This is a genomic window from Klebsiella sp. RIT-PI-d, from assembly GCF_001187865.1.
GTDB lineage: Bacteria > Pseudomonadota > Gammaproteobacteria > Enterobacterales > Enterobacteriaceae > Superficieibacter.
The window spans coordinates 1,038,582-1,055,487 of sequence record NZ_LGIT01000009.1; the positions used below are offsets into that span (position 1 = coordinate 1,038,582).

General features: G+C 53.3%; 14 protein-coding genes. 9 read left to right on the forward strand and 5 right to left on the reverse strand.

All coding sequences use genetic code 11. The features are described 5' to 3' along the window. Positions 1 to 3: 3 nt before the first annotated feature. Positions 4 to 927: a LysR substrate-binding domain-containing protein gene (locus AC791_RS11370; protein ID WP_049840548.1), complete on the reverse strand. Its 924-nt coding sequence runs from the start codon at positions 925 to 927 to the stop codon at positions 4 to 6. Between the two features lie 337 nt (positions 928 to 1,264). On the opposite strand from AC791_RS11370, the gene AC791_RS11375 reads away from it, so the two are divergent. The 4 genes from AC791_RS11375 (at position 1,265) to AC791_RS11390 (ending at position 6,702) form a co-directional block, all read left to right on the forward strand. Next, positions 1,265 to 2,608, forward strand: coding sequence for a VOC family protein (locus AC791_RS11375; protein ID WP_049840549.1), 1,344 nt, complete (start codon positions 1,265 to 1,267; stop codon positions 2,606 to 2,608). A 225-nt stretch (positions 2,609 to 2,833) separates the two neighbouring features. Further along, positions 2,834 to 4,489 (forward strand): glucan biosynthesis protein D, encoded by a 1,656-nt coding sequence (locus AC791_RS11380; protein WP_049840550.1) that lies wholly within the window; start codon positions 2,834 to 2,836, stop codon positions 4,487 to 4,489. A gap of 53 nt (positions 4,490 to 4,542) precedes the next feature. Next, positions 4,543 to 5,094 (forward strand): 50S ribosomal protein L7/L12-serine acetyltransferase, encoded by a 552-nt coding sequence (gene rimL, locus AC791_RS11385; RefSeq protein WP_049840551.1) that lies wholly within the window; start codon positions 4,543 to 4,545, stop codon positions 5,092 to 5,094. 633 nt (positions 5,095 to 5,727) lie between these two features. Further along, positions 5,728 to 6,702 (forward strand): hypothetical protein, encoded by a 975-nt coding sequence (locus AC791_RS11390; RefSeq protein ID WP_049840552.1) that lies wholly within the window; start codon positions 5,728 to 5,730, stop codon positions 6,700 to 6,702. Positions 6,703 to 6,889: 187 nt separating this feature from the next. Here the strand turns inward: AC791_RS11390 and AC791_RS11395 are convergent, their stop codons facing one another. Continuing rightward, positions 6,890 to 7,378, reverse strand: a complete 489-nt coding sequence (locus tag AC791_RS11395; protein ID WP_049840553.1) for a glutathione peroxidase — start codon at positions 7,376 to 7,378, stop codon at positions 6,890 to 6,892. Between the two features lie 93 nt (positions 7,379 to 7,471). Then, complete coding sequence (gene ydcK, locus AC791_RS11400) at positions 7,472 to 8,452, reverse strand: YdcK family protein (RefSeq protein ID WP_049840554.1); 981 nt, start codon at positions 8,450 to 8,452, stop codon at positions 7,472 to 7,474. A 116-nt stretch (positions 8,453 to 8,568) separates the two neighbouring features. Here ydcK and tehB point away from each other — a divergent pair, with 116 nt between their 5' ends. After that, positions 8,569 to 9,162, forward strand: coding sequence for a tellurite resistance methyltransferase TehB (gene tehB, locus AC791_RS11405; RefSeq protein WP_049840555.1), 594 nt, complete (start codon positions 8,569 to 8,571; stop codon positions 9,160 to 9,162). Here tehB and pepT read toward each other — a convergent pair. Continuing rightward, positions 9,159 to 10,388 (reverse strand): peptidase T, encoded by a 1,230-nt coding sequence (gene pepT, locus AC791_RS11410; protein WP_049840556.1) that lies wholly within the window; start codon positions 10,386 to 10,388, stop codon positions 9,159 to 9,161. The genes tehB and pepT overlap by 4 nt on opposite strands. Positions 10,389 to 10,507: 119 nt before the next feature. Between pepT and AC791_RS11415 the strand changes: the two genes are divergently transcribed. After that, complete coding sequence (locus AC791_RS11415; RefSeq protein WP_049840557.1) at positions 10,508 to 12,100, forward strand: ABC transporter substrate-binding protein; 1,593 nt, start codon at positions 10,508 to 10,510, stop codon at positions 12,098 to 12,100. 180 nt (positions 12,101 to 12,280) lie between these two features. Continuing rightward, entirely contained in the window at positions 12,281 to 12,946 is a 666-nt protein-coding gene (locus tag AC791_RS11420) for a DUF3313 domain-containing protein (protein ID WP_049840558.1), read from the forward strand. Between the two features lie 62 nt (positions 12,947 to 13,008). Here the strand turns inward: AC791_RS11420 and AC791_RS11425 are convergent, their stop codons facing one another. Next, positions 13,009 to 14,196, reverse strand: coding sequence for a benzoate/H(+) symporter BenE family transporter (locus AC791_RS11425; RefSeq protein ID WP_072094341.1), 1,188 nt, complete (start codon positions 14,194 to 14,196; stop codon positions 13,009 to 13,011). A gap of 71 nt (positions 14,197 to 14,267) precedes the next feature. On the opposite strand from AC791_RS11425, the gene AC791_RS11430 reads away from it, so the two are divergent. Together AC791_RS11430 and AC791_RS11435 are read left to right on the forward strand one after the other, a co-directional pair. Continuing rightward, complete coding sequence (locus AC791_RS11430; protein ID WP_049840560.1) at positions 14,268 to 14,804, forward strand: helix-turn-helix domain-containing protein; 537 nt, start codon at positions 14,268 to 14,270, stop codon at positions 14,802 to 14,804. Positions 14,805 to 14,876: 72 nt separating this feature from the next. After that, positions 14,877 to 16,841, forward strand: a complete 1,965-nt coding sequence (locus tag AC791_RS11435) for a peptidase U32 family protein (protein WP_049840561.1) — start codon at positions 14,877 to 14,879, stop codon at positions 16,839 to 16,841. Positions 16,842 to 16,906: the final 65 nt, after the last annotated feature.

Genomic DNA, 16,906 nt, shown 5'->3' on the forward strand with positions numbered 1-16,906 from the left:
AGGCTATTCCGGCAGCGTTTTGCGGATCGCACTGAGTAATATCTGCGCGCCCGGCGATAGCTGCCCGTCTATGCGGGTCAAAATGCCTATCGGCTCGCTCACGCCCTGGGGGGTAACGGGCAGGGCAACCAGCGTGCCCAGCCGTAAATCATCTTTAACCGCCCCCGAAGGTACAAACCAGACATAGTTATAATCAACAGTAAGCTGGCGGGAGAGCGATGCCGAAAGCGTTTCAATACAGCCAGCGGGCATTTTACATCCCTGACTGAGCAACATTTCCTCGGCGTTTTGCCTTGGCGTAGTTCCCCGTGGCGTTACCACCACCGGCCACTCCAGAACGCGGCTAAAGGTAATGTTATCCTGAAGCAGCGGATGATCCGGACGCACCACCAGCTTGAGTGATTCCAGAAACAGCAATTCGTAGTTCAGGCCGCTCATCAATTCAGGATCGGACATCCTGCCGATACCAAGATCGATTTCACCTGATTTCAGCGCCGCCAGCAGCATGGGATTACTCATGGTGGCGACCTGCAATGTGATGTCTTTTTGCTGTTTGTGAAATTGACCAATCACTGCCGGCAGAATTCCCAGGGCAGCGGTCGGCAAGGCCCCGATTCTCACAATATCGTTATCAATGCCTTCTTTTCGGTTCAGCGATTGTCCGGCGGTATTCAGGGCGTCGAGCACTTTCATGGCGTGGGTCAGAAACTGTTCACCGACCAGCGTCAGATGCGCACCCAGGCGGCCCCGATCGAACAGACGTACACCGGTCAACTGCTCTAGTTCATTGAGCGTTTTTGACAGTGCAGGCTGGCTGAGATTGAGCGTTTCCGCGGCGCGTCCGAGCGTTCCCTGTTGAGCAACGGCAACAAAGGTGTGCAGATGGCGCAGGCGAATACGCTGATTAAAGAGGCCATTTTTTTCCATGTGCGGATGTTAAAAACAGATGATAAAGGTGACAAGTAAAGTTACTTAATTTTGATAACTTGCTAGCAAAATTTCATTAACATTTACAAAACGACGGGAATATGTGAATTGGCCCATAAATCAGACGATTGTAGATCTACCTACAGTGAGCAGGTTAATTTTAAGTAAATGGTAAATGCCTTATCCATAAGCATGATTTATACATAGCAGTCTGCATCGCGCGGCGATGCATGACCAGGTAAAAGAAGCTCGTCCGCGATCACAAATCGTAAATTCTTCCCCCCGCATTGAAGGCGCTTCTCTACACTCCAGAGAGTACTCACTGGAGGCAGACATCATGGCGAACACCATCACGGCTGATGAGATTCGGGAACACTTTTCGCAGGCTATGTCAGCCATGTATCAGCAGGAGGTGCCGCAATATGGTACGTTGCTTGAGCTGGTGGCAGATGTGAACCTGGCGGTACTGGAGAACAATCCTGCGCTGCATGAACATCTGGTCAATGCCGATGAACTGGCACGATTAAACGTCGAACGTCACGGCGCGATCCGGGTCGGTACTGCGCGCGAGCTAAGTACTCTGCGGCGAATGTTTGCCATTATGGGCATGTTTCCGGTCAGCTATTATGATTTATCCCAGGCCGGGGTCCCGGTGCATTCAACGGCCTTTCGACCCATCGATGATGCGGCCCTGGCACATAACCCTTTTCGAATATTCACCTCGCTGTTGCGCCTTGAGCTGATTGACGATCCAAAACTGCGTGAGCGGGCGGCTGCTACCCTTGCGCAGCGCGATATTTTTACCCCGCGCTGTCGGGCATTGTTAGATAAATTTGATGAGCAGGGGGCATTTACTCCGGCTGAGGGTGAGGCATTTGTACGTGAAGCGCTGGAGACGTTCCGCTGGCATCGTCACGCGACTGTCGATGAAGATACCTATCATGCGCTCAACAACGAGCACCGGCTGATTGCCGACGTGGTCTGCTTTCCCGGCTGCCATATCAACCATCTGACACCGCGAACCCTGGATATCGACCGTGCCCAGGCGTTAATGCCGGGCTGCGGTATTGAACCAAAGACGCTGATCGAAGGCCCGCCCCGGCGCGAAGTGCCGATCCTGCTGCGCCAGACCAGTTTTAAGGCGCTGGAGGAGCCGGTACTGTTTGCCGGAAGTCATCAGGGCACCCACACGGCGCGCTTCGGTGAGATTGAGCAGCGCGGCGTCGCGCTGACCCCGAAAGGCCGTGCGCTATATGACCAGCTTTTGGCTGAGGCCGGTACCGGCAAAGATAATCTGACGCACCAGTCAAATTTGCACGCGGCGTTCAAACAGTTTCCGGACAGCGATATATTCCTGCGCCGTCAGGGGCTGGCATATTACCGTTATCGTCTGACACCGGCCGGCGAGGCGCACCGCAATGCTATTCATGCCGGCGACGACCCGCAACCGCTGATCGAGCGGGGATGGCTGATTGCGCAGCCGATCGTTTACGAGGATTTTTTGCCGGTCAGCGCAGCCGGGATTTTCCAGTCCAATCTGGGTAACCAAACGCAGGCGCGTCATCATGGAAATGCGTCACGTCAGGCTTTTGAGCAGGCGCTGGGCTGCCCAACGCTGGATGAGTTTACGCTCTACCAGCAGGCGGAGGATCGCAGTAAAAAACGTTGCGGGTTACTGTGATATCAGACCCTCGCCCGCTGGCGCAGGTGAGGAATTTTTATACATAATTTTACGCATGATTCAGGATGCTCTCATCGACACTCTCTTTTTTCTCCGCAACGTCATTTTTTCCCGCGTTACCATTTGGTTTATCACCTGAATTTGTCTAAAGTGGGCGCTTTCGCGCGCGCTGCCTTTACCGGCATGAGCGGGTCCATTTGCTGACGTAAGGACGTTTTTCCAGGCATGAATCGCAGAAGATTTCTTAAAAATACAATGGCTGTTGCCGCCGTATGCGGCACGTCCGGGATTTCGACGTTGTTCTCGCGTGCCGCCCTCGCTGAAGAGTCGGACATCGCCGACGGCCAGACCCGTCCCTTTGATTTCTCCGTTCTTCAGTCCACGGCAAGCTCGCTGGCGAAACAGCCGTGGACTGGCGCGCCTCGTCCGCTGCCCGATACCCTGGCGAACCTGACGCCGCAGGCTTATAACAGCATTCAGTATGATGCGGCGCATTCATTATGGAATAACGTTAACGACCGCAATCTGGACGTGCAGTTTTTCCATGTCGGGATGGGTTTCCGCCGCCGGGTGCGCATGTTCTCTCTGGACTCTGCCACCCAGCGTGCGCGTGAAATTCACTTTCGTCCTGAGCTGTTCCAGTACAATGATGCCGGCGTTGATACCCGTCAGCTTGAAGGCCAGACCGATCTGGGCTTTGCCGGCTTCCGTGCGTTCAAGGCCCCGGAACTGGCGCGGCGCGATATCGTCTCTTTCCTCGGTGCGAGCTATTTCCGGGCGGTGGACAGCACATACCAGTACGGCTTGTCCGCACGCGGTCTGGCAGTCGACACCTTTACCGATACGCCGGAAGAGTTCCCTGACTTCACCTCCTTCTGGTTCGAAACCGTCAAGCCGGGCGCGACGACTTTCACGGTATATGCCCTGCTGGACAGCGCCAGCGTGACAGGCGCGTATAAATTCGTGATCCACTGTGAAGAGAGCCAGGTGATCATGGAAGTGGAAAATCATATTTATGCGCGTAAAGATATCAAACAGTTAGGCATCGCGCCGATGACCAGCATGTTCAGCTGCGGTAACAACGAGCGTCGGATGTGCGATACCCTGCATCCGCAAATTCACGACTCTGACCGGCTGGCCATGTGGCGCGGCAACGGCGAATGGATTTGCCGCCCGCTGAATAACCCACAGAAACTTCAGTTCAACGCCTTTGTTGATAACAATCCCAAAGGCTTTGGCCTGTTGCAGCTGGACCGCGATTTTACCCACTATCAGGATGTGATGGGCTGGTATAACAAGCGTCCCAGCCTGTGGGTCGAGCCGCGCAGCAAGTGGGGAAAAGGGGCGGTCAGCCTGATGGAAATCCCAACTACCGGTGAAACGCTGGACAACATTGTCTGCTTCTGGCAGCCGGAAAAAGCGATTCGGGCAGGAGATGCTCTGGACTTCAAATATCGACTTTACTGGAGCGCCCAGCCGCCGGTACGCTCACCGCTGGCCCGCGTAATGGCGACGCGCACCGGCATGGGATCCTTTCCGGAAGGATGGGCGCCGGGTGAACACTTCCCGGAAAAATGGTCGCGTCGCTTTGCGGTCGATTTCGTCGGCGGCGATTTAAAAGCGGCTGCGCCAAAGGGTATTGAGCCAGTGATCACCTTGTCCAGCGGCGAAGCCCGACAGGTTGAAATTCTGTATGTCGAACCGTTTGACGGCTACCGCATCCTGTTTGACTGGTATCCCACCTCTGAGGCGACCGACCCGGTCGATATGCGCATGTTCCTGCGCTGTCAGGGAGACGCCATCAGTGAAACCTGGCTGTATCAGTATTTCCCGCCTGCGCCCGACAAACGTCAATATGTTGACGATCGCGTTATGCGCTAAACATCCTCTGTCGGACGGCTCGCCGTCCGACCTTTGCTGTTTAAGGATATTTCGTGACTGAACATAGACCTTCCCCTGACATTATCCCGGTTGACGATATTATAAGCCTGCGTGCGGTTGACGAGATTTTTGTCTCAGCGCTGCATCAGCTTGTGCTGAAGAATAAGGCCAGGCTTCAGCAGACCCTGAACTGGCCGCAGCTGGTCAACGACGAGTCCGATACGCGTAAAAATATCCAGGGCAACGTGATGCTGCATCAGCGTGGCTACGCCAAAATGTATCTGATTTTCTGCGACGAGACACTGGCTGGCGTGCTCTCCTTTAATTTGATTGAGCCGCTGAATAAAACGGCGTATATCGGCTACTGGCTGGATGAAGATGTCCAGGGGCAGGGGATCCTCTCCCGGGCGCTGCAAAGCCTGATGGAACATTATGTACAGCGCGGCGAACTGCGCCGTTTCGTCATCAAATGCCGGGTTGATAATGCGAGAAGCAATGCCCTGGCCCGCCGCAACGGCTTTGCGCTGGAAGGGTGTTTAAAGCAGGCGGAATATCTGAACGGTAGGTACGACGATCAGAATATCTACGCGCGAATTTTTGCCTGACGCGTATTCTCGACCTAAAGTGGTTTAACGCGTTGTTCAGGTCTGACAAGAGCACGCTTTATTCGGCCATGATAAAAACCATCCCGGCTAAGGATATGCCGGGCGAGATCGACAAAATGCGCAAGCTGAGTAATGCAATCTATACCCGCACGCCTCATCAGCCGCTGGAATAAGCAAAGGCGATTTATTGTCGGTGAGATGATTAACCACATTATTAACCGGATAATAAAAAACTCCGCTGTGAGTTAATAATTTGACGGCGCTCTCACTTTGCGCTTTTCAGAGACAACTTAATGACCTGACGATGGCTTCCATTTCAGGTCTTCCTTGCCATACATCTCAGGGTGGTCGCATTGTTAAGGCGCTAAAGCGCCATAACATCCGCTACTGTTAATGCCCGCGGCTTTTAAAATTTAAAATTCATTTAGTAATAAAATATCTACTATCCTTAGTTCATGGAATACGTTTCCATTGTGGTATTACGTTTTTACTTTTTTAACGTTTGACGAACGTTCTTTTTATTTATGGCATCGCCCGGCTCATGCAGAGCCTTAATGTTGAAGATGATAATGTTTCCTGTTTCTTCAATCCGTTCCCGGTTCCGAACGCAAAGATTATTTAAAGGATAACAGCATGACTCACATTCATGAACACGCCACAGTTAACACTACGTATCCTGATACGCGTCTGCCGCTGCCTGCCGCGAGCAGCAGCGCCGTATCATGGGGTGCCATCTTTGCGGGAGCCGTCGCAGCGGCATCCCTGTCGTTGATTTTACTGATGCTGGGTGCTGGTTTAGGTCTTACGTCCGTTTCGCCGTGGGAAAGTCGCGGCCTTGACGCAGGCACGGTGGGTATCGCCGCCATCGCCTGGTTGACGTTTACCCAGATTGTGGCCTCGGGTATGGGAGGCTACTTATCGGGACGACTGCGCACAAAATGGATCGATACCCGCAGTGATGAAGTTTACTTCCGCGATACTGCGCATGGTTTTTTGACCTGGGCTGTGGCGGCGCTGATCTCGGCTGTGCTGTTAACAAGCACGGTGGGGTCTATCCTTGGCGGTGGCGCTAAAATCGTGGGTACCGTTGCGGGTGGGGCTGCGGCCACTACGGCTGCGGGTGCTGCGGGCATGGCCAGCGCATCGTCTGACGACTCTGGCTCGCCAATGAACTATTTTATCAATTCAATGTTTAGATCCAGTGACCCTGCAACACCGGCAACTGATGCGGCCGATCCTGCTGCGACGCCGGCAATGCCTTCTGCACCGCGTCAGCCCGTCTCTGCGGAACAATTAAGTGAAGTGACCGGTATATTTGCTAACAGCATCAGTACCGGAGCCCTACCGCAGGACGATCGCCAGTACGTTGCCCGTCTGATTGCCCAAAATACCGGTCTTAGTCAGCAAGAGGCTGAACAGCGCGTTCAGAGTACTTATGACAAAGCCCAGGCTAAATTAAAAGAAGCGAAGGAGAAAGCGCAGCAGGCTGCTGATGCTGCACGCAAAGCCACAAGTTATTTAATGCTGTGGACATTCATTTCTCTGCTGGCAGGTGCTTTCGTCGCCAGCCTGAGTGCGACCTTTGGTGGCCGTCAACGTGATTTATAATCTTTAAACAGGTGAGGGATTTAAAATGCGCTCATTATTACTATTCTTTTTAGGTGTACCTATTCCAATCATTATCCTGATTGCGCTGTTTTTCCATTAATACGGATATATCAACGCGGGAGGTAGACTCGTTCTATCAGGACCGTCGTTAGCAAAACATAAATGCCCGAAAGGGCATTTATGTTTTTTATTGTCCGCGGTCAAGGGCCGCCAGAATGGCGGTTTCCATTTTTTCCGGGGTGACGAGTGGCGCAAAACGTTTAAGCGGCTTGCCGTCGCCGCCGATGAGAAACTTAGTGAAGTTCCATTTTATTCGCCCACCCAGTACGCCGGGCAATTCTTCTTTAAGATAGTGAAACAGCGGATGCGTCGCTGCCCCGTTGACCTCAACTTTTTCGAACATCGGAAAGCTCACCCCGTAATTGATGCGACAGGTGCGGGTGATTTCATCGACACCGCCGGGTTCCTGCTTACCAAACTGGTTGCACGGGAAACCCAGTACGACCAGCCCCCGGGCGGCGTACTTTTTGTAGAGCATTTCCAGACCGGCGTACTGGGGGGTAAAGCCGCAATGGCTGGCGGTGTTAACCACCAGGACCAGCTTACCCTTATAGTCGGACATTGATATACGCTGGCCTTGCAGGCTGGTCGCAGCAAGTTGGTGAAAAGTTGTCATGGTGAAAACCTCTGAATTGCGGGTGAAATCTCTGCGTAAGCCTCCACGGTCATTTCGACTTATCCCGTGGCGTTATACTCAAGCGCTACACCACTAAAGTAACCCCACCAATGGCGTGCGGGTAATGCGCTGCGCGCCATTGACGACTTTATGATCGCGCAGGCAAAGCACCTCGCCGTCGGTGGCTTCAATAACGGCGTCACCGCTAAGCTCGATAAAATGCGCAATAATCACGTCGCCGCGCACCCGTGCACGACCCTGAATAACGACATTATCGTCGATAAGAATGGGGCCGCCGCGCAGCCAGGCCTCACCCCCGACCAGCACGTGATGTTTTAAGACGCAATTACCTTCAACCACTGCATTTTCTGCCACCTGCGAACTGTAACGCAGGGTAGGGATGGCATCTTCTTCGGTCCCGGCAATAAGTCTGGCATGTCCATACACTTTGGCGCAGTCGCATACCCAGACATTATTTTCCTCATTGCCTTCCAGATGGGCGAAATCAAAGACTTCAGCCCGATGTTCAATAAAGGCATGGTTAACCACAGCATCGCCGTAAATTTGTGCCTGATGAATAATACGGGAGTCGGTGACGGTGGCGCGATCGCCGATTTTGAGGATTTTATCGTGCTCGTGGGTCAGGCCCCGCACGGCTATCACCTGACTCTGGTGCAGTATTCGCGCCTCGCCGGAAATCTGGCACTCGCCGCGCACGGTTGAGTGTTGAATAGTGACGTTGTCACTTATTACCGCGTGGTGGCTGACCTCTGCGGCATCCAGCCACGCATTGTCTTTTACGATGGCCCGGTGACTGACAATACAACTGCGCGTCAGTCGGGCGTTATCTTCAATTTTTGCCCCACCAAATACCGCACTATTGGGATCGTAAATCCAGCTTTCCCCCGTTTGGCTCAGCGCATCTTCTGCATCAACCCAGCCGCCTTCATCACCTGCAATAACATCGGCGAAGTTGCGCAGGGCAATAATCTGGCGCAGCGTCACAAGACAGGTTTCGCCCTTGTCCTGATAGCTGTATACGCGGGTATGCTCGCTCAGACGGTATTTTTGCATGATCTTCTCCAGGCAGGCCTCTGTTAAAGGTAGCAGAGGTTATAGCGCTGGCTATTAATAGCACTTTTTCTTAAAATGCATCAAAAATACATCTTATAAACATTGAGGAAAACAGCATGGTTCGCGATGAGAATTACTTTAGTGAAAAATATGGTCTGACCCGCACGCATTCAGATGTGATAGCCGCTGCTGCGCACATGTCGCCCTGTAATGCGCTGGATTTAGGCTGCGGCAGCGGGCGCAATAGTCTTTGGCTTGCGGCTAACGGATATACCGTCACCGCCTGGGATCGTAATCCGATGAGCATTACGACGCTGGAGAACATTCGCGCGGCAGAAGGGCTGGATAACCTCAAAAGTGACATCCGTGATCTGAACACCCTGCGTTTTGACGGCGAATACGATTTCATTCTTTCCACCGTGGTGATGATGTTCCTCGAGGCGCAGACCATTCCGGGTCTGATCGCCAATATGCAGCGTTGCACCGTCCCCGGCGGTGTTAATCTGATTGTGGCGGCCATGGATACAGAAGATTATCCTTGTACCACAGGGTTCCCCTTTGCGTTTAAGCAGGGTGAACTGCGCGACTACTACCGCGGCTGGGATTTCATAAAATACAATGAAGACGTCGGTGAACTGCACCGCACCGACGCCAACGGTCAGCGCATTAAACTGCGTTTTGCCACGATGCTGGCGCGAAAACCGGCTTAACGCGCGGCGAGCAGACAGAGTTGCAGCGCGACCTGGTAGGATGCCTCGAACGATTTCAGCGGCAAAAACTCAAATTTTGAATGGAAGTTATGCGCGCCGGTGAAAAAGTTCGGGGTAAGCAATCCTTTGGCCGAGAGCGCTGCGCCATCCGTACCGCCGCGCATTGGCGTCGGTTTTGGCGTAATGCCGAGGGTTTCCATCGCTTCGAATATCAGATCCACCGCCCGACGATCCTCGCCGATGGCATTACTGATATTACTGTAAATATCGCTGATAGTGTATTCCACTTTTGCCGTGGGATAGCGCGCTGCGATCTGCTGTGCAACTTCACCAATCTGCTGCTTACGCTGTTCAAAGCCGGTAAGGTCGAAATCACGAATGCTGGCCTGAAGCACCGCGTAACTCTGCACCGCTTCCATTCCGTTAAACCAGACATAGCCCTCTTTCCCGGCGGTGTGCTCCGGGGTCTGTTGACAGTCGAATTCACTGATAAAATCGCAGGCCATCAACAGCGGATTAACCAGTACGCCTTTTGCTGACATCGGGTGCGCCGTCACGCCGGTAAAGCGAATTTCGGCCGACGCGGCATTAAAGTTTTCATACACGATTTCCCCAAGCTCGCAGCAGTCAATTGTCCATGCAAAATCGACCGCAAAGCGGCGCAAGTCAAGGGCCTTCGCACCGCGCAATCCGACCTCTTCATCCGGCACAAATGCCACCACAATATCGCCGTGGCGATGTTCAGCCGTCAGATTCTCCAGCAGGGTCATGACTACGGTCACCGCCGCTTTATTATCTGCGCCCAGCACGCTGGTGCCATCGCTAAAAATAATCTCTTCATCAGGGTAAGCCTGAATTTCAGGATGCTCATTTACCCTCAGCCAGAGGTCTTTTTCGGCGTTTAAACAGAGATCTTCACCAGTAAAGCGCAGTATTTGTGGATGAATATCTGGTGACAGTCCGACATCAACCGTATCGATATGGGTAATAAAGCCCACCCGCGGTGCGCCGGGCACATTACCGCGTTTTACCGCGGTTACCGTCGCCTGTTCATCGATCACAATATCATCCAGCCCAAAGCGGGTGAGTTCTGCTGCCAGCACCCGTGCCATCTCGTGTTGACCCGGTGTTGTTGGCAGGGTTGTAGCAGCCGCATCGCTCTGACTGCTGATAGCAAGATAGCGGAAGAAGCGTTGGGTTAATTGACTGGCTAACGGCGAAGACATGGTTTTTCCTTCTTTATTTGTGTTATCAGGTGCTTGCAAGGTGTTTTTAATGTTATCTATGGAATAAGCAAATGACGTGACTGTCCTCTGCCTCTGGCTCAAGAAAACAGGAAAATGTGATGAAAAGCAAATACTCTACCCTTGCTCTGGCACTTGCCGCAGTGACGTTAAGTTCAACCGTGGCGGCGAAAACGCTGGTCTATTGCTCTGAAGGATCGCCAGAAAACTTTAATCCGCAGCTTTACACCTCGGGCACCAGCGTGGATGCCAGCGCCGTACCGGTTTATAACCGGCTGGTGGATTTTAAAGTGGGGACAACCGAGCTGGAGCCGAGTCTGGCGGAGCGCTGGGAGGTCAGTGAGGATGGCAAAACCTACACCTTCCATTTGCGCAAAGGGGTCAAGTTTCAAAGTAATAAATACTTTAAGCCGACCCGCGATTTTAATGCCGATGACGTAATTTTCTCGTTTATGCGCCAGAAAGATGCCAATAATCCGTATCATAAAGTGTCGGGGGGGACATACTCGAACTTTGAAAGTCTGGAGTTTGGCTCGCTCATCACCGGCATTGATAAAGTCGATGACTATACGGTGCGCTTTAATCTCGCCCACCCGGAAGCGCCGTTTGTGGCTGATTTAGGCTGGTATTTTGCCTCTATCCTTTCGGCTGAATATGCGGATGCGATGCTGAAAGCAGGCACTCCGGAGCGCGTCGATATGGAGCCAGTCGGCACCGGCCCGTTCAGGCTGACGCAGTATCAGAAGGATTCGCGCATTCTGTTTACCGCTTTCCCGGAATACTGGGGTGGCAAGGCAAAGCTTGATCGCCTGGTATTCAGCATTACGCCGGATGCGTCAGTACGCTTTGCTAAACTGGAAAAAAACGAGTGCCAGGTCATGCCATTTCCTAATCCGGCCGATTTGCCGCGCATGAAGGCCAATAAAGACCTGAACCTGATGAGCAAAGCCGGGCTGAATACCGGATTCCTGTCATTCAACACCCAAAAAGCACCGCTGGATAATGTCAAAGTCCGTCAGGCGCTGGCGCTGGCCATTAATAAGCCTGCAATTATTGAGGCCGTTTTCCACGGCACCGGTACAGCGGCTAAAAATCTGCTGCCGCCGGGCGTCTGGAGCGCAGACAGCGAGTTGAAAGATTATGATTACGATCCTGAAAAAGCCAAAGCGCTGCTGAAAGAGGCCGGACTGCCAGAAGGAACGTCCATTGAGCTGTGGGCGATGCCGGTTCAGCGGCCGTACAACCCCAATGCCAAACGCATGGCGGAGATGATCCAGGCCGACTGGGCGAAAGTCGGGATCACGGCGAAGATCGTGACCTACGAGTGGGGTGAGTATCTTAACCGGGTCAAGAGCGGCGAACATCAGGCGGCGCTAATGGGCTGGACCACCGCAACAGGCGATCCGGATAACTTCTTCGGCCCGCTGTTCACCTGCACATCGGCCAATGGTGGTTCAAATTCGGCAAAATGGTGCTACAAACCGTTTGATAAAATTATTGCTGAGGCCAAAGGCATCACCGATCAGCAGCAGCGCACCGCGCTGTATAAGCAGGCACAGCAAATGATGCACGATCAGATGCCGGCAGTGATGATTGCGCACTCAACGATTTTTGAGCCGGTGCGTAAAGAGGTGAGTGGCTATGAAATTGATCCGTTTGGCAAGCATATTTTTTATCAGGTTGATATGAAGTAAACCTCCCGCCAGGCTTCATTGAGTCTGGCGGCATATCTGTTTTTTGGGGCAGAAAGTCACACGGCATCACCCATGGTGCAAAATGCAAATTTTTATCATCAACCCCTTTTTTGTCACAACAGCCACATCGCTTTTTTGCTATAAATTACCCGGTTGAACTCTCCATTAAGGGACCTGTCTATGCGTACTCACGCCCTCTTCAAAGTCGCCACGCTTTGCGGCCTTTTAGCATTAGCAGGCTGCGCGTCTAAAGTCGCTCAGCCCGATAAATATTCTGGTTTTTTAGGCGATTATTCCGGTTTACAACAAACTACGTCAGCCTCCGGAAAACCGGTTCTGCGCTGGGTTGCGCCTGATTTCAATGCGGCAAATTATGACAGTATTGTTTATCGTCCGGTAACCTATTACCCCACGCCAAAACCTACCACTCAGATTGGTAAAAAGGCTCTTGATGAGGTATTGACCTATACCAATACCAAACTAAAAGCGGCAGCCGCGGAACGTAAACCGCTGATGTCGGCCCCGGGTCCACGCAGCCTGATTTTCCGCGGGGCAATTACCGGCGTGGATACCAGCAAAGAAGGCCTGCAATTCTATGAAGTGATCCCAGTGGCACTGGTGGTTGCCGGTACGCAAATGGCAACCGGGCACCGCACTATGGATACCCGACTGTACTTTGAGGGCGAGCTGATTGATGCTGCCACCAACAAGCCGGTGGTTAAGGTCGTGCGTATGGGCGAGGGCAAGGATCTGAGCAATGAAAATACGCCAATGACCGCTGATACGCTCAAACAGGTTATTGATGATATGGCGACGGACGCCACGATGTTTGACGTTTCGCATTAATCCTGATGACAGAAACCCGACGGCATACCGTCGGGCTTTCCGTGACGTTGTCACTTAACGGATCAGGCTGTCTTATTCAACACGTTGCGCAGCGCAATAACCGCGCTTCCTGCCAGCAGTCCCCAGAATGCTGAACCAACCCCAAGAAAAACGATCCCGCTGGCGGTCAGCAAAAACGTGACTGCTGCTGCATCGCGCTGACGTTCGTCGTGCAGAGCCTGATACAGACTGCCGGTGAAGGTATTAAACAGCGCCAGTCCGGCCAGTACCTGAAGCCAGCTTACCGGCAGCGCAGCGATCAGTGCGGTAATCGAGCCACCCAGTAGCCCTGCCAGCAGATAAATTCCCCCGGCTATTGCTGCCGCTGTCCAGCGATTATTTTTATCCGGATGGGCATCCGGCTCCAGACACACCGCTGCCGAGATGGCTGCAATACAAATCGAAAATACGCCGAATGGAGAGAGCACTAATGCCAGTCCGCCAGTTGCTACTATCAGCGGCGATACGGGTGGCGTATACCCGGCGGCCTGCAATGTGGCGACGCCCGGCGCGTTTTGCGAGGCCATGGTCACCAGAAAAAGCGGCAGTCCAACGCTTATCAGTAGCGGCAGTGAAAAATGCGGTGTTATCCATATCGGAGCCACCAGCGACAACGACAAATTCTCAGTGACAACGTCACCTTTTATGCAGGCGATCACCAGTCCGACGATTAATGCAGCAATAATGGCATAGCGAGGAGCAAGGAAACGCATCAATAGCCACACTATCAACATACTGCCGCACAACAGGGTATTCGCGGGTAGCGGCGTGAAGATGTGCAGGCCGAAGCGCAGCAGGATCCCGGCCAGCATGGCCGCCGCCAGCCCGGGGGGGACGATTTTCATTAGTTTTGCGAAAATCCCGGTTACGCCGCAGAGCACAATAAGTGCATTAGCAAATATGAAAATTCCTGTCGCATCAGGTAATGAAATGCCCTGCAGGCTGGTGGCAAGCAGGGCCGCCCCGGGCGTGGACCAGGCGGTCAATATCGGCATTTTATATCGCAGGGTAAGCGCCAGCGTACTGATGCCCATCCCCAGCCCGAGCGCGGTCATCCACCCGGCAATTTGCATATCGCTGGCGCCAGCGGCAAACGCCGCCTGCCAGATAATGGCGGCAGAGCTGGCATAGCCGACCAGTACAGCGACAAAACCGGCTAACAAAGGTGAAAAAGAAAAAGAGGAACTGCGCATACCTGCTCCGTGCGTTATAACGTCCGCTCAATCTACCACTGTGCGCTATAGCGGACAAGTGCTAGACTTGACGACTCAGAGGAGGAAAGATGGATATTGCACAACATCTGGCGATGACGCTTAAGGCCCTGCGCCAGCAGCGCGGCTGGAGCCTTTCACGTCTGGCAGAAGAAACCGGGGTATCAAAAGCGATGCTGGGGCAAATTGAGCGTCATGAATCCAGCCCGACGGTATCGACGCTATGGAAAATTGCCACCGGGCTAAACGTGCCGTTCTCACTATTTATTGTTGCTGAGCAGAGCGAAAAGCGTCCGGCGTACGATCCCCAGCAGCAGGCAATGGTGATTACGCCGCTTTTTCCCTTCGATCCCACGCTCCGGTTTGATCATTTTTCAATTACGCTCGCCCCTGGCGCGTTTAGCGAATCGACGCCGCACGAGCAAGGGGTGATTGAACATGTGGTGGTGATTAGCGGCATACTGGACCTGCGTACTGAGGGGCAATGGCAGACTCTTACGCCGCCGCAGGGGATCCGCTTTGCAGGCGATCAACTGCACGCCTATCGTAACAGCAGCGACCAGCCGGTCTTATTTCACTCGTTGATCCATTACGCGCAACCCGTCTAAAAGCCATTTCGAAATTGTGGACTTCTGACTACAATAGCGGTCATTTTCTTTTTAAGGGATCGCGACGACTGTATGCGCCTGCAACCTCATCATCTTGAACTTCTTAGTCCGGCCCGCGATACCACCATTGCCCGCGAGGCTATCCTGCACGGCGCGGATGCCGTCTATATTGGTGGCCCCGGTTTTGGCGCACGCCACAATGCCGGTAATTCGCTGCGCGATATTGCTGAACTGGTCCCGTTTGCCCACCGTTATGGCGCAAAAATTTTCGTCACGCTCAATACTATCCTTCATGATAACGAACTGGCACCGGCGCAAAAGCTGATTACCGAGCTGTATCAGTCCGGCGTTGATGCGCTTATCGTGCAGGATATGGGCATTCTTGAGCTGGATATTCCACCAATTGAGCTTCATGCCAGCACCCAGTGCGATATTCGCAGTGTCGAAAAGGCAAAATTTCTCGGCGATGTCGGCTTCAGTCAACTGGTGCTGGCGCGTGAGCTTAACTTGCAGCAAATCAGCGCAATCCATCAGGCGACCGATGCCACCATCGAGTTTTTTGTGCATGGCGCGTTGTGCGTCGCCTATTCAGGACAGTGTTATATCTCACATGCCCAGACCGGGCGCAGTGCTAACCGTGGTGACTGCTCGCAGGCCTGCCGTCTGCCGTATACCCTGAAAGACGATCAAGGACGGGTGGTGGCCTTTGAAAAACACCTGTTGTCGATGAAAGATAATAATCAGACGGCAAACCTGGCGGCGCTGATCGACGCGGGGGTGCGCTCCTTCAAAATTGAAGGACGCTATAAAGACATGAGCTACGTCAAAAATATCACCGCGCACTACCGGCAAATGCTCGACGCCATTATTGACGCACGCGGCGATCTGGCGCGCGCGTCGGTGGGGTGGACCACGCACTTTTTTACGCCATCCACAGAGAAAACGTTTCACCGGGGCAGTACCGATTACTTCGTCAATGCGCGGCAGGGTGATATTGGCGCCTTCGATTCACCGACGTTTGTCGGCGTACAGGTGGGTAACGTGCTGAAGGTCGCGAAAGATCACCTCGACGTGGAGGTGACGGAGCCGCTGGCTAACGGCGACGGTCTGAATGTGATGATCAAGCGTGAGGTTACGGGCTTTCGCGCGAACGTGGTTGAGAAGCAGGCGGAAAATCGCTATCGGGTGTGGCCAAACGATATGCCCGCCGTCATACAGGGGCTACGCACCCCTCATCCGCTGTATCGCAATCTTGATCATCACTGGCAGCAGACGCTGTTAAAAACGTCCAGCGATCGACGTATTGGCGTTGATATCGACCTCGGCGGCTGGCAGGAGCAATTGATCCTGACGCTAACCTGTGAAGACGGGATTAGCGTCACACATACTCTGGAGGGGGTATTTGACGAGGCTACGCAGGCCGAAAAAGCGCTGAGCCATCTGCGTGATGGCCTGGCTAAACTCGGGCAAACACGGTATTACGCCCGCGATGTGGTGATTAATTTGCCGGGGGCACTGTTTGTGCCGGGCGGAATGCTGAATCAGCTGCGTCGCGAAACGGTGGCGCTGCTGGAGGAGGCGCGACTGTCAGGGTATCAGCGCGGACAGCGCAAAGCGGTGGCGCAGCCTGCACCCGTCTATCCGCAAACGCATCTTAGCTTCCTTGCCAATGTCTATAACCAGAAAGCCCGCGACTTTTATCAGCGCTACGGCGTGACCCTGATTGAGGCCGCTTACGAGGCACATCAGGAGAAAGGCGACGTACCGGTGATGATCACTAAACATTGCCTGCGTTTTGCATTTAACCTCTGTCCCAAACAGGCAAAAGGGGTTACCGGGGTTAAGGCCGGACGCGCCACGCCAATGCAACTGGTCAATGGGGATGAAGTATTAACCCTGAAATTCGATTGTAAACCGTGTGAAATGCACGTCGTCGGCAAGATTAAACACCACATCCTGAAAATGCCGCTGGCCGGAAGCGTAGTGGCCTCGGTCAGCCCGGATGCGTTGTTAAAAACCCTGCCGCGACGTCGCTAAGACTAATGCTATGCGATTGATATAGTGGAATTTGTAAGCCGGATAAGGCGCAGCCGCCATCCGGC